The organism is Patiriisocius sp. 208BN25-11 (assembly GCF_058147145.1).
The window spans coordinates 211,152-225,294 of sequence record NZ_JBYVJY010000003.1 but is presented as its reverse complement, the minus strand read 5'-3'; the positions used below and the strand labels follow the sequence as shown (position 1 = coordinate 225,294).

Sequence of the window (14,143 nt, the reverse complement as noted above, 5' to 3'; positions counted from 1 at the left end):
AAACAATAAAGTGATACACTAGCAACATTGCCTGTGTATCACTTGTTTTGATTGGTTGGTGTTGTTGTTACTCTGTAACTGGCGTCACGGTATATCCTGCTTTTTTAAGTAGGCTAATTACACCTAAGTCTCCACCAAGATGTCCAGCTCCAACTCCATAAAAAACAGCGGTATCTTTAGAATAGGTTCCTATTTGAGGAATCCAATTTGCATTACGAGTATGCAATAACGTGTTCATTTTTTCGGTATCATAGTCAAAATAATCATCCATAAATTCATACAATCCATTAATGTCTTCTGTTTTATACAGGGTGATCATGCTATTAAACATTGTCGACATACTTTCCTTTTCTTTTAATAATTTCACAACCTCGTCCAGTTGCTCATCATAGGGTTGCTCGTCAAAAAGACTCATTTGGTAGGCAATGGTTTCTAGTCCTTTTATTTCTTTTTGTTGCTCCTTGGTAAGTGATATTAGTGTAGCCTCATAACTTGCAAAGTCTTTCCCTAAATACCCCATCATTACCATAGAAGATACCATGAGTGGCTTATAGGTTTTAAACTGCTCTAAACCTACACCCATTTTTTCTTTTAAATATGTATCTACCAGCGTCACTTCATCTGAGTCCATATAGTCAAATAATGTTTTCCCATCTGTAATAGTAGAGTGCTTGATCATTTCGGCTTGCATAGAAGGATCGTCCATATCGAGCTCTAATACCGTCAATGCTGTTGTATTAAGCGCATTTTTTACCTTGTCTTTCAAAATAAAATCTTCTTTAGGAAGCATATGGAAGGTTCCAAACACATAGGAGGTTTGAATGCCGTTACCTTCTACTTTCCATAGTAAGCTGTTGGTGCTTTCTTGTGCTTGGGTTTTAAAAATAGACATACAGATAATGGCTACAATTGCAATAGTTCGTTTTAAATTTTTCATGTTTGTTTTGTTTTAAATGATTGTTCGTTTTTTGATTGATGTCCCAAAATTTTGGGTGCCGATTAAAAAATAATTTTAATGGTAATGTCTACTATAAAAGTTACTAAAGTGATCATAATTAAAGGTTTTAAAAGATTAGTTGAATAAGTAAGTAAATTGTCACACCTGCTATGACTCCAATACCAAATTTGATGAGTTGGATTTTTGATGTTGTCTTGTCTGTTTTCATGAGTCTTTGTTTTTGGTTGTTTCTGAAATTTGAGTAGCCAACACATAGTAAATAGATGCTATTAAAATGGTAAACCATATTCGTACTTGCTCAAAACTATAGGGTTCTTTAGAGATATACGCTACAATCATTTCGGTGCCCATAAAGATGGTTCCTATGGCTACAAGCGCTAGTTTTATTTGTAAAGGAGTTTTGTTTTTCATTGTCTTGTTATTTTGCAATTGTGCCGTTTTTAAATGTAATTGTTTCAACACCGGTTTCTGTTTCAAAATTTAGGTGCAATAGATCAATTTCATCGTAGCCTGTTATTTCTTGCTGAAAAATGGTGTGCAATCGTTTTGCTTCTTCTGCTACTGTATTCTCAAAATCACATTCTTTCAAGGTATACGAAACTGCATTCCCACTAAGACCATCTTTTTTACTAATCCTTATTCCAAAAGCTGAATGATCAAATGCTATTGCTTCACAATTGCAATGGTTCTGTAATGATTTTTCGATAGCGCCAGTTGCTCCCATGTGAGATGTTATACCTGTATACATTCCCATCGAAAATGGAATGATTAGGATAAGTGCTAAGCATATTAATGCTATTTTTAAAATTCGTTTTCCTGTGTTGTTTTGTTGTGTCTTCATGTGTTTTATTTTTAAGATTCAAATTGTTTTTTGGTTGCCCTTATTTGATGACACAAAGATGTGGTTCGTTACAGCTATAAAAAAGTGAAGCCTCCCTATTTTAAGAAAAAAAGGAAGGCTTAAAAAGCTTGTGAAACGTTACTAATAGTAGGGTAAAAGATTTATTTTGAAATTTTGAAATTTCAGAAAAACAGCTTCCCTAAATTTATAAATTTAGGTTTTTAGGGTGCTTATTAGGCAATATTTTTAATGTTCTTGATGTAAAATGAAGGATTTAATCCAGTATCTTTTTTAAAGTATTTGGTAAAAGAATCTGCACTTTTATACCCCAACTCTTCGGCAATGGCTTGAATAGAATAGCCTCTAAAAAACACATCATTCTTTAAACGAAGAACCGCATAATTAATTCGTAAATCGTTGATATAGGTATTAAAGTTTTTACCATAATGTGTATTGACCACCTTCGATAAATAAGAGGTATTGGTGCCAATCTTTTTAGCCACATTATAGGAGTTACATTCTTTACTTAAAAAGTATTCTTTGGCTTCTAACTTTTTTAAACCTTCCAAAATTTGTTGTTTGGTCTCTTCTGGCAAATCATTGGTACTTCGCTCTTCTAAGACCTCATCTTTGGTGTCTATAATCTCTTCGGGAGTATTGGCAGCTTCTATTTTTGCGAGTAAGGCTGTAAACTTTTGTTCGTTCTCTTTTTTGGTTTTATAAAATTTCAGTAGTAAAAAAAGCAGCCCTAAAATCACAACAGAGCCTCCTAATAAAAGGTAATTAAGATAGCTTTGTTTTTGATCTTTTTCTTCTTTTAAAATAGCTAGCTCTGCTTCAAATCTTTCTATTTCTTTTGCTCTTATGTTCCCTTGAATAGAGTCTTGTACTTTGCTAAACTGAGTGGTAGTATACACGTGCTTTTCAAAATACAAATTAGCTTTTTCAAGGTCTCCTACTTCTTTATAAGAATCTGCTAGCACCATATAATAGTCTTGCATATAAGACTCCTCAGCTTCTGAAACAGTATAGGTTTTTAAAGCTTGCTCCATGTGATAAATAGCCTCTTGGTACTTGTTTTGCTTGTATGCTAATTTTGCATAACCACCTCCTATTAATAAACTATCAAATTTTGTAATAGGCCTGCAATACTGCAAAGCATAATCGAAACTCTTTTTTGCGGCAGAATAATTTCCTATTAATGTTTCTCCGCCACCTAACATTGTATATAATGACTTTGTATAACAGCTATCTTTTGGCGCAGTTAACGATTTTTGAAGTGCCCTTTTAATGTATTTAACACTAGAATCGCTTTGTTTCATCTTTGTATACGCGTCACCAATGAACATCTCAATTTGCATTTTCTTCGTCTCAATAGCTTCGGGAGAAAGACTTTTATCTGGATTGTAAATTAAGTCGCGTAATTCTTTTTTATATTTTGAAATAGCAGCTTCATTTTCTCCTCCAATAGAACCGATGAAATCTAGCATTCCTTCAGATTGCTTTTTTAAATCTTCATTATCAGTACTTTCAGCAAACAGTAAGGCTTCCTCTGTGACTTCTATGGCCCTTTGAATATATCCAGAGCCAAGGTATATACTCCCTGCTGTTAAATAAGCACGTCCTCTAGTAGAATCTAATTCGTGTTTTTTAACAAATGCTAAGGCCTTATCTGCCTCAACAACGCTATTTGAAGGATCCAAATGCTGACTATAAATAAGCGCTAATGACAAAAGTCCTTCAGCTTCTCTATTTAATTGTTGCTCCTTTTGAGCTTTAGCTATATAATATTTTGTGATGGCTAATGCCACTGCACTGTCTTGCACATTAGCACGTAATAGGGTTGTAAGCTCTTTATAATTTTTACCCTTGAGGGTATCTTCTTGAGCTACCAATCCAACCGATAGAAAAAATATAAGTACGCTTACAAAAACCTTCATAGAAATTAATGAGTAAGCTCCAAAGATAGCAATTAAAACAAACGTGTCTGCGGGTTTTTTAACTGCATATAGTGACTTTTATCTACTACTGAAATATCATTGTTTTGAAAGTACTTGCGTTTTGCTATTTCCATAGTGTTTTTAATTTGAATGGCGATAGGACCCTCCCCTTTCATGCGCCTACCATACACACTATCGTTTAAAGAACCATCGTGACATTGAGCAATTTGGCTCAACAATCTGTCTGCTTTATCTGGAATGGTTTTACGCGCCCAATCTTCAAAAATTGTAGCAATATGACCATTGAGTCTCACGATAGTATAGGCCACAGACTGCGCTCCTAATTCACTTACTTTTTTTACGAGTGGTAAAATTTCATGACTGTTTAACGAAGGAATAATAGGCGCCATCATGACACGTACAGGAATATTATTTGCCGCCAAAATCTCAACCGTTTTAAGACGCTGTTTGATACTCGCGGTTCTTGGTTCTAGTAGCCTTCTGGTTTCTTCTTGAAGTGAGGTAATAGAAATGTTTACGTGAATGATATTGAGTTTTGCCATTTCCTTTAAGATATCGAGATCTCTTAAAATCAAACTGTTTTTGGTAATAATCCCCGTTGGGTGCCTCCAACGATAGAGCACTTGCAAACATTTACGAGTAATCTCAAGTTTACGCTCTATGGGTTGGTAACAATCTGTATTTCCCGAAAAAACAATCGTATCTCCTTGCCAGTTTCTGCCCCTAATTTTTTGTTCTAATAATTCTGGGGCATTAGCCTTATATAAGATGGTACGCTCAAAATCGAGGCCAGCGCCATAGCCCCAATATTCATGAGTATTTCTAGCATAGCAATACACACAACCATGCTCACATCCTTGATACGGATTTGCAGAGTAACTCATCCCAATATCTGGACTGGTTACTTTATTGACAAAGGTTTTGGGATGTACTTCTATGTACTTGGTTTGGTTGCTTTGAGGAATCTCCCCCTCGGCAGCACAATAGTTTAAGAAATCATCTCGCAACTCATGACTCAACTCAAAGAACTTATTATGAATACGCGCTTGCGCACCACGACCTTTGATGGGTTTATCTTGAGAATGATTCATTGCCTATTATTAGACAACAAAAGTACTTGAATTTTGGAATAATTCCTTTTTAATATGGAATTATTCCTAATTTAGATTTGACTTACGCTCATAGTACCATTTACCTACATACTGGAATATAAAAATGCTGAAGATGGCTAAAACCATTTTTTGAGAATAAAACCAAAAAGATAGCACCATCATAATAGCCCAGAAAACAACTGCTAACAAAGCCCTAAACCTTAAATATGACGCATCATTTTTACTGATTTGAAGTTTCGCTCTTTTTAACACAATTCTAAGCTGGAAATACATCATAAGCCCAAGAAACACAAGGTTTCCACAGTAAAACACAAAAGATTCTTTAAAATTAATGCCTTCTACAAAAAACCCAGTAGAAAAGGGTAATAAAGCCACAGCTAATAATATATATACATTTAGTCTCAGGAGTTTATTATCGAAAGAAACAATGTATCTAGAGTAGACTAAATAAAATTTCCAATACAGGGAAATCACCATAAAGCTCACAACAAAACCAATAAAATCTACTATTAAATACTGAAATGTTAATGAAATTCCCTGCTCCTTTATAAACGAAGCTGCAGGTATAGCGATTTCTAAAACCAATAACGTAATGGCAATAGAAAAGACCGCATCATTAAATGCAAAGATGCGGTCTTTTGAAAAGGTATATTTTTTAAGCATGGATAAAGCTAGTTATTTTCCCGGAAATACTGGCTTGCGTTTATTTAAAAATGCTTGTGTTCCTTCTTGGAAATCTGCAGTACCAAAGCATTTTCCAAATTCGGTGATTTCTGCGTCAAAGCCATTTTCTCCGTCTTCATATCCTGCATTAATCGCATTAATCGCTGCGCCAATAGCAACGGGAGAATTGCGCTTGATTTTACTAGCTATTTTTTGTGCCATAGGTATTAATTCTTCTTGACTGGTGACATGATTAACCAAACCATAACGCTCTGCTTGCACAGCATCTATCATACCAGCAGTCATGATCATTTCCATGGCACGCCCTTTACCGACTAACTGCGGTAAACGCTGTGTTCCTCCATAGCCAGGAATAACACCCAAAGATACTTCTGGTAATCCCATTTTGGCGTTATCGCTTGCCAATCTAAAATGTGCTGCCATAGCTAATTCTAGTCCGCCACCCAAAGCAAAACCATTTACGGCTGCAATTACGGGTGTATTTAAATGCGCTACAAAGTCGAATAACAGAGCTTGTCCTTGGGCCGCTAATTTTTCGCCTTCGGCAACAGTATAGTCAGCAAACTCACTAATATCTGCGCCCGCTACAAAAGCCTTTTCTCCACTTCCTGTAATAATAATCACGTTGGTTTCAAATGCTTCATCGGCTTCTTTAAAAGCATTGTGTAATTCTTGAATGGTTTCGCTGTTTAAAGCGTTTAATTTTGAAGGTCTGTTGATCGTAATGGTCGCGATACCGTCTTTGGTAACAACCGTTATATTAGTGTAACTCATGATATTCGTGTGTATAAAATTTCAGCTACAAAAATACTATCTAATTTTGGTAGAAAAAATTAACTAAGATCAATAATAAAAATTTGTCTGAACATCCCTCTAAATCTCCCTTCAATGGGAGACTATATTTAACTTAAAAGAATTATCTTAAAGTTGGGATGGTTACTTTAAAAATAGTGTTTTCTCCTTCTTCTGAAGTTAAAGAAATGCTTCCTCCGTAGGTTTCTACAATATTCTTAACCATGGCGAGGCCAAGCCCCATACCACTATTCTTAGTGGTGAATTTGGGTTCAAATACTTTGTCTTTATTTTCTTCACTAATACCAATACCATTGTCTTCTACGGTGATGATGGCTTGTCCGTTTTCTTGAGAGATCCTCACATCAATTCTAGGGTTTTCTTGAGTAGATTGCTCGATGGCTTGAGTACTATTTTTTACCAAGTTATTAATCACACGTATGAGTTGCGAGCGGTCAAACTTGGCAATAATTTCTTCTTGCGCTGCTTCAAAATAGATGAAGTGCTCATTAAAAATATCGAGTGCCAATTTGGTGATCTTTACAATGTTTAAAGTCTCATCCTTTTGAGCTGGCATTTGGGCATAATTAGAAAATGCAGAGGCTATGGAGCTCATGGTATCTATTTGCTGTATGAGCGTATTGCTATATTCATCTATCTTTTCACCAATGGCTGGATCGTTGGCATCAAACTTTCGTTGAAAACTTTGCACTGTAAGACGCATGGGTGTTAATGGATTTTTAATCTCATGTGCGACCTGTTTAGCCATTTCTCGCCATGCCGCTTCGCGTTCGTTGGCAGCGAGTTGCGCGGCACTTACTTCCAGCTCGTCAATCATACCATTGTAGGCTTTTACGAGATTGGTAATTTCTTCGGTGGTATTATCGGTCACACTAATGCGTTTGTTACGCTTGTCTAGTCTTGTGTCGATGATTTTCTGACTAATAGTATTCAACGATTTTGTAATGTATTTCGATAAGAAATACGCCAAGGCAATGGCAATACCTAACATAAATAAATAGGTAACTGCTAGTCGAGAAAGGCTCTCTTTTAATTCGTCTTTGATAAACCCATCATCTTCTATATAAGGCAAATTTAAAATAGCTAGAGGCTTAAAATAGTTGTCGGTAATGTAGGTGTAAGATGACTGATAATTTTGACCTCCTTCAGAGAATTCTTCAATAAACGTTTTGTCTGTAGAATCGTTTAGGGCATTTAACACGTAGGCCGGCAAGCAGGTATTGGTAGTGTCTTTTATAAAAGAAGCCTTCGATTTTTTTAGTAGAGATCCCTCTAAATCATAGAGGTATAATTCTAAATTGTGAATACGTTTGATCTTATAAATTTCATCTTTAAAAATAAGCGGGATGTATTCTGTCTCTACAGGATAGGTCGTTTCATCAAGAACATAATCGATGTTTTTCTTAATGTTTTCTTGCTTACGTTCGAGCCTGTCGTGATGGTAGTCTGTTGCTTCTTCACGGTATTGATAGACCGTTACCGCTGCAATTAAAATAGATGCCAACACCACAAGGATTAACATCGATAAAAAAATTCTGTTTCGTAAAGACTGTGTATAAAACTTCAAGGGCGTTTTCTAAACTGTGATTGTTACGGAAAGATAGCAATAATTACACCACTTTTATACACAAGCGTATGAATTAAGAGTTTTAAACCGTTTAGGATGCTGTGTTTATGATAGCTATGATCTGGTGTAAGGCAATTTTAGCTTCTTTCATAACGGGCAATAAAGGCCAAATATGTGGCATGTTTTCTCCTTCAATAATTTTAACAGGAATCTTTTCTTGCTGAAATTTTAGAGCTGCCAAGTGTGCATCTGGGTACATAATATCGTGTTTTGCTAAAAACATAACCGTATTTGGAAATCCACTAAAATTTCCGAAGAGAGGTGATATCATTTCATTTTTTAAATCATTATTCTCGGCACATAATTTTTTGGCGCTTAAAATGCCCGCTTTAGACAACATAGGATCTTTGGGTTCTATGGCATCAATATCTGGATTAGACATTGTTGCATCCATAACAGGAGATATTAAAATAAGCTGTTTGGGTAACAATCCTTTGGCTGCTATCAATCTTTGTGTTAGTGCTGTAATTAATGTAGCTCCAACAGAGTCCCCCAATAGTGAGATTTCTGTGTCACGATATCTTTGTAATGCCATTTCATATACTGCATCTATGTTTTTTGATATTTCTGAAATGGTATGCTCGGGAGCTTTTGGATAATTACACATCCAAACATTACTTTGAGTTCGCTTTACAATCTCCTTGATACTATCCCAATGATGTTTAGCAGGACCTGAAATAAAAGCACCTCCATGAATAAAAACAACGAGCTTTTTTGTGGTATTTTTTTGTTTTATTTCAGTTACTGAAGAACCCAAAACCTGAAATGTAGCCATCTCATGCTTTTTGAAGAATACATCTTTAGGAAGATATACATCTTCTTTTCGGATCCTCTTAACATCTATAGGGTCTTTGCTAAATTCTTTTTTGATTCCCTTAAGCTTAAGAACAAACAATGTTAGATAATACGATAAACTTTGTTTCATATAGTGAAGTTATAGCTACAAAAAACTACTTGTTTTCGCGAATGCGTTTGTATAGTTTAAATCCTAACATGATTAAGATGGCAAATACTAGAATCCCTAGGGTGCCATAGATCCAATTCACGGCATTTTTTAAAATCACTAAAAACACCACTGCAAAAAGAATAATGGTAGCGCCCTCATTAAAAATGCGCATAAAATTTCCAGAGTACTTCACACGATCCTCTTGCAAGTCTTTAAAGATTAAATGACATTTTATATGATAGAAAATAAGTGCCACAACAAAGCCTAACTTTACTTGCATCCATGCATCCGACAAATAAAATGGGCGTAACACAAGTAACCAAACAGCAAAACCAATGGCGAGTATCATAGAAGGCCAGGTAATGATATACCACAAGCGTTTTGCCATTATTTTTAGTTGATCTCCTAAAATTTCTTTGGCGGGAGATTCTTTATGGTAGGCTTCAATTTGATATACAAACAACCTCACAATGTAAAACAAGCCTGCAAACCAGGTGATCACAAAAATAAGGTGTAGCGATTTTATGTAATTGTATTCCATGGGTACAAATATAGCCTAAAAACAAACCTCTTAAATCAAAAGAATCAAGAGGTTTTAATCTAAAATTTTAGGTTGTTATTTATTTTTCCTCAATAAACAAATAGTTTAATTGCTTACTATTAAAAGCCGCATTAAAAGCTTTGATCTCTCCCGAAACAAGGGAGTCAAATTTTGTGAGCTCCTGTTCTATGGCTGCTGTCAATTCATTTTTTACAGCAATATCTTGTGTGGTTGGCGGGAAATCGTCCATGCTCACCAAACTGTTTAAATGCCCCAATTTATTGGTAAGACGAATCGGGAAGTTTAACGGATCTTGACCACTTCTATTTTTAGTCTGGTACAAGGCTTTCTCAATGTCACTAAATTGCTCGCTTAAGGTATCAGCTTTTGCCACCAGCTCTTTCACGTCATCATTGTCTTTGTATTGGGTTTTAAAGGCCTTCAATTGTTTATTAATATCACGTATCTTCTTAATAGATTTATGCGCCTTATCTACCGTGGCGTTCACATCGGTGATAAAATCGAATTGCTTTTGCATGCCCGCCACATCGGTCTCTGCGTTTTTATCTGCTAAGATGTTAAACACTCTAGTTTGTGTCTCTTGTCCTTCCACCTCTAGCACTACTTTATACTGCCCCGGAACGGCCTGCGGTGCATTAGTGCTTGCCCACCACAAAATCATACCAGGTAGTCGTTCTGCACCTTTTCCTCGCATGTTCCAAGTATGGTAATTTCCACCTTCGGAAATTTTCAAAGCACCAATATCTTTCTTTTTATCTGCCTTGGTGCTAAACTTTTTTATAGTGTCGTTTGCAGCCGATAGATAGCTCAAGGTCACTTTTTTGTCTTTTATAGTATTAAGGTTAAAGTAGGTCATCACCCCACTTGGATGATTGGTGCCTTGAGTTAAGCTTCCACTTCTAGATCCTCCACCCATTCTGTAGGTGTCTTTTGGAGTGAACAAGTAGTTACTTTTGTTTTTAGCGTCAGCAAGTTGGTAGATGACTGTTAAATCATCTAAAATCCATAAACTTCTTCCTTGCGTGGCTACGATTAAATTGTTGTCTTTGAGAGCCAAATCTGTAATAGGGACAATAGGTAAATTGAGCTGAAACGGTTGCCAGCTGCTTCCATCATTAAACGAAATATACATGCCTGTCTCGGTTCCTGCATAGAGCAATCCTTTTTGATTTGGATCTTCACGTAGTACTCTTGTGAAATGTTCATTGTCAATACCGCTGGTAATTTTCTTCCAAGATTTACCATAATCTGTAGTCTTGTACAAGTATGGATTGAAATCTCCTGTCTTGTACTTGGTTCCTGCTACATAACAAGTTCCAGCATCAAACACAGAAGGTTCTATGCTGTTAATCATCATCCATTCTGGCATTCCTTTAGGGGTTACATTGCTCCAATCTTTTCCTCCATTTTGAGAAACATGAATAAGACCATCATCACTTCCTGTCCAAAGCAACCCTTCTTTTACTGGGCTTTCGGCAGCTGCAAAAATGGTACAGTAGTATTCTACAGATGTGTTATCCTGTGTAATAGGGCCTCCAGACGATTTCTGCTTCGCTGGATCATTTCTGGTTAAGTCCGGGCTCAACAATTCCCAGCTTTCTCCTTCATTGGTGGTAGCATGTAAATGATTAGATGCCGTGTATAATTTTTTAGGATTGTGTGGCGAAAAGAATATAGGGAAGTTCCATTGAAATCTGTATTTCATATCTTCTACCCCATGCCCCATTGGGTTGTCTGGCCATACACTAATGCTACGCACTGTGTTTTTTTGGTGGTTGTATCTGGTTAGAAATCCGTCGTAACTTCCTCCATATACAATATCATTGTTGAGTGGGTCTATGGCAATATGAGCACTTTCTCCTCCAGCGGTAGACTCCCAATCATCTTCTCCAATACTGCGTCCTTCGGTACGATGCGGAATACGAATGGTACTATTATCTTGCTGCGCCGCATAAATTCGATACGGGAAGGCATTGTCTGTGGTTACCCGATAAAACTGCGAAGTGGGCTGATTGTAATACGTACTCCAAGTCTCTGCACCATCATAGGTAACTTGAGCGCCACCATCATCACCAATGATCATTCTATTTGGATCTTCTGGAGCAATCCATAAATCGTGGTGATCACCATGCGGTGCATTGTAAGTACTGTAGGTTTTACCACCATCGGTACTTTTGTGATAGCGTACATTTAAAACATACATGATGTCTTGGTCTTTAGGGTCGGCATAAATACGGGTGTAATACCAGGCACGCTGACGCAGTTTACGCTCGTCGTTTATCTTCGTCCAAGTTTCTCCACCATCATCACTTCTATAGACACCCCCTTGTTTTTCATTTTCTACTATGGCCCAAACGCGTTCACTGTTGGCTGGAGATACGGTGACTCCAATAATTCCTAAGGTGCCTTCTGCAAATCCTTTGTTAGTAGAAATTTCTTTCCAAGTCTCTCCGCTATCGACACTTTTCCATAAAGCAGAACCTGCTCCACCACTACTTAAGCTATAAGGGGTACGACGCACATTCCAGGTAGAAGCATATAAAATTCTAGGATTGTTTGGATCCATGATAAGATCTACAGCCCCCGCGTTTTCGTTAGCAAATAAGGTTTTTTTCCAAGATTTTCCTCCATCGATACTTTTATACACACCACGTTCTTGGGTGGGTTTATAGATGTTCCCCATAACGGCTGCATATACGGTATTGTAATCTGTTGGATGTACCACAAGTCTTGGTACATGACGGCTGTTTTTTAGTCCGGCTTGCGACCATGTTTTTCCTGCGTTTTCAGACTTCCAAATGCCATATCCAGAAGACACATTTCCACGCACTGTTTTTTCACCACCACCCACATAAATCACATTTGGATCGCTTTGCGCTACTTCAATAGCACCAATAGAGCCTCCAAAATAGCCATCGCTTATATTTTTCCAGCTACGTCCACCATTTTTTGTTTCCCAGATCCCTCCTCCGGTAGATCCAAAATAATATAGGTTGGGTTTCCCGGGTACTCCTGTGACGGCAGCACTTCGACCTCCTCGAAAAGGACCTACAAGCCTGTACTCAAGAGCGCTGTATAACGATTCGTCGTACTGCTGGGCGTGTAGTGGTTGGTTAAAATTTCCGAAGAAAATACTAAATAACAATAAAAAGATGGTAGTTTGTTTCATGGTTTGTGTTTTCGGTTTGTAGCTGTTTGGCTTTGGCCAGCAACTAAAATACTTAAAACCGAGTTCACCCTCAATTTTTTAACATGGTTGTTAAGAAATCTATTCGGCTAAATCTTGCTTCACAGCGCGATGCAAGAAGTAACCCGTCACGATAGTAGACAAGACATCTGCAATAGGAAAAGAAACCCAAACGCCCCAAACACCGTAGATACTGGGTAAGATTAAGATGAGCGGAATTAAAAAGAAACCTTGTTTGGTAAGGTTTAATAGCAAGGCAGGAATCACTTTTCCAATCGATTGGAAATATGAACCACCAATGAGCTGAATCACAATCACCGGTGTGGCAGCAAATACCCAACGCAGCGCATTAGGAGTGCGTTGTAGGAGTTCTGCATTGTCCACCATACTCCCTGCACTCGTAGCCTTATCGCTAATAAAAACACCCACAAAAGATTCGGCAAAAAACATGATGAGCGTAAAAATTATCAACGCCAACATTCCAGAATATTTAATAGAAGTATTGATCGCTTCACGTACGCGCTGTAATTTTTTGGCTCCGTAATTATAGCCCGCTATAGGCATAAATCCTTGGTTGACACCAATTACAGGAAACAAAGCAAACATAAGTGCCCTGCTTATAATACCATAACTAGCCACATCAATAGCATCACCAACACGAATAAGTACGTTGTTTAATAAAATAGTCAACACCGCAATCACACCTTGTCTAGCAAGCGTTACAAAGCTCAAACCGCTAATCTCTTTTACAATCGCATTGTTTAACATGAAACTCTTAAACGTAACACGAAGTTCGCTTTTCACGATAAAAAACCAAAGAATAAAACTAAAGCAAATAGCATAACTTATAAAGGTTGCCCATGCTGCACCTTCCATACCGTAGTCTAATACATTAATGAGCACGTAATCCATAAAAATGTTCCCAACTGCGGGGAGCATCATGGCATACATGGCAAATTTTGGTTTCCCTTCGGCGCGAATCACGCTATTTCCCATCATACACATGGCAAGCATGACAATACCATACAAAACAATGCGATAATAGGTCAATGCGAGGTCTCTAAAACTGTCATCAGCTCCAAAGAAATCAATCAATCTATCCTGAAATACCAAACCCAAGATGGCTAATAAGGCTGAAGAAACAAAGGTTAAGGTATTCATATTTCCGAAGACACGTACCGCTTTGCTATGCTCGCCAGCACCTAATGCACGTGACAATACAGAACTACCTCCAATACCAACCGCTAAACCTAGGGCCGCAATAAAGAAGGTCACAGGAATGACTACTGTGATGGCAGAAATTGCCAACGGACCGATCCATCGACCCACAAAAATGGTATCGACGATCATGTTTAAGGACATCACCAAAATACCAATAGAAGCTGGCACGGCTTGCTTGATCAACAAGCTGCTAATAGATTGGGTACCTAATGAATCTGAGTTCTTTTTCAA

General features: G+C 37.3%; 12 protein-coding genes. All 12 read right to left on the bottom strand.

Translation table 11 applies throughout. The features are described 5' to 3' along the window. Positions 1-67: 67 nt before the first annotated feature. Positions 68-937 carry a TraB/GumN family protein gene (locus tag ACY2RS_RS05945; protein WP_490097706.1) on the bottom strand — a complete coding sequence of 290 codons (870 nt, stop codon included), beginning with the start codon at positions 935-937 and terminating at the stop codon, positions 68-70. A 225-nt stretch (positions 938-1,162) separates the two neighbouring features. Next, the gene (locus tag ACY2RS_RS05940) at positions 1,163-1,369 is read right to left on the bottom strand and encodes a hypothetical protein (RefSeq protein ID WP_490097705.1); all 207 of its coding nucleotides are present in this window, start codon (positions 1,367-1,369) and stop codon (positions 1,163-1,165) included. A gap of 7 nt (positions 1,370-1,376) precedes the next feature. Beyond that, entirely contained in the window at positions 1,377-1,799 is a 423-nt protein-coding gene (locus ACY2RS_RS05935; protein WP_490097704.1) for a hypothetical protein, read from the bottom strand. A 233-nt stretch (positions 1,800-2,032) separates the two neighbouring features. Further along, positions 2,033-3,739 carry a helix-turn-helix domain-containing protein gene (locus ACY2RS_RS05930; protein ID WP_490097703.1) on the bottom strand — a complete coding sequence of 569 codons (1,707 nt, stop codon included), beginning with the start codon at positions 3,737-3,739 and terminating at the stop codon, positions 2,033-2,035. Positions 3,740-3,771: 32 nt separating this feature from the next. Next, the gene (locus ACY2RS_RS05925) at positions 3,772-4,851 is read right to left on the bottom strand and encodes a PA0069 family radical SAM protein (protein ID WP_490097702.1); all 1,080 of its coding nucleotides are present in this window, start codon (positions 4,849-4,851) and stop codon (positions 3,772-3,774) included. 66 nt (positions 4,852-4,917) lie between these two features. Continuing rightward, positions 4,918-5,535, bottom strand: a complete 618-nt coding sequence (locus tag ACY2RS_RS05920) for a TMEM175 family protein (protein WP_490097701.1) — start codon at positions 5,533-5,535, stop codon at positions 4,918-4,920. A 12-nt stretch (positions 5,536-5,547) separates the two neighbouring features. Next, the gene (locus ACY2RS_RS05915; protein WP_490097700.1) at positions 5,548-6,330 is read right to left on the bottom strand and encodes an enoyl-CoA hydratase/isomerase family protein; all 783 of its coding nucleotides are present in this window, start codon (positions 6,328-6,330) and stop codon (positions 5,548-5,550) included. 142 nt (positions 6,331-6,472) lie between these two features. Continuing rightward, on the bottom strand, positions 6,473-7,936 hold the full coding sequence (locus ACY2RS_RS05910; protein WP_490097699.1) for a sensor histidine kinase: 1,464 nt from the start codon (positions 7,934-7,936) through the stop codon (positions 6,473-6,475). Between the two features lie 91 nt (positions 7,937-8,027). Further along, positions 8,028-8,921, bottom strand: coding sequence for an alpha/beta hydrolase fold domain-containing protein (locus ACY2RS_RS05905; RefSeq protein ID WP_490097698.1), 894 nt, complete (start codon positions 8,919-8,921; stop codon positions 8,028-8,030). 25 nt (positions 8,922-8,946) lie between these two features. Beyond that, the gene (locus ACY2RS_RS05900; RefSeq protein ID WP_490097697.1) at positions 8,947-9,483 is read right to left on the bottom strand and encodes a CopD family protein; all 537 of its coding nucleotides are present in this window, start codon (positions 9,481-9,483) and stop codon (positions 8,947-8,949) included. A gap of 79 nt (positions 9,484-9,562) precedes the next feature. Continuing rightward, complete coding sequence (locus tag ACY2RS_RS05895) at positions 9,563-12,673, bottom strand: WD40/YVTN/BNR-like repeat-containing protein (protein ID WP_490097696.1); 3,111 nt, start codon at positions 12,671-12,673, stop codon at positions 9,563-9,565. Between the two features lie 99 nt (positions 12,674-12,772). Next, positions 12,773-14,143: an MATE family efflux transporter gene (locus ACY2RS_RS05890; protein WP_490097695.1), complete on the bottom strand. Its 1,371-nt coding sequence runs from the start codon at positions 14,141-14,143 to the stop codon at positions 12,773-12,775.

Coding starts and splice junctions, on each gene's coding strand:
- ACY2RS_RS05945 (WP_490097706.1), bottom strand. CDS start 937: ATGAAAAATTTAAAACGAACTATTGCAATTGTAGCCATTATCTGTATG.
- ACY2RS_RS05940 (WP_490097705.1), bottom strand. CDS start 1,369: ATGAAAAACAAAACTCCTTTACAAATAAAACTAGCGCTTGTAGCCATA.
- ACY2RS_RS05935 (WP_490097704.1), bottom strand. CDS start 1,799: ATGAAGACACAACAAAACAACACAGGAAAACGAATTTTAAAAATAGCA.
- ACY2RS_RS05930 (WP_490097703.1), bottom strand. CDS start 3,739: ATGAAGGTTTTTGTAAGCGTACTTATATTTTTTCTATCGGTTGGATTG.
- ACY2RS_RS05925 (WP_490097702.1), bottom strand. CDS start 4,851: ATGAATCATTCTCAAGATAAACCCATCAAAGGTCGTGGTGCGCAAGCG.
- ACY2RS_RS05920 (WP_490097701.1), bottom strand. CDS start 5,535: ATGCTTAAAAAATATACCTTTTCAAAAGACCGCATCTTTGCATTTAAT.
- ACY2RS_RS05915 (WP_490097700.1), bottom strand. CDS start 6,330: ATGAGTTACACTAATATAACGGTTGTTACCAAAGACGGTATCGCGACC.
- ACY2RS_RS05905 (WP_490097698.1), bottom strand. CDS start 8,921: ATGAAACAAAGTTTATCGTATTATCTAACATTGTTTGTTCTTAAGCTT.
- ACY2RS_RS05900 (WP_490097697.1), bottom strand. CDS start 9,483: ATGGAATACAATTACATAAAATCGCTACACCTTATTTTTGTGATCACC.
- ACY2RS_RS05895 (WP_490097696.1), bottom strand. CDS start 12,673: ATGAAACAAACTACCATCTTTTTATTGTTATTTAGTATTTTCTTCGGA.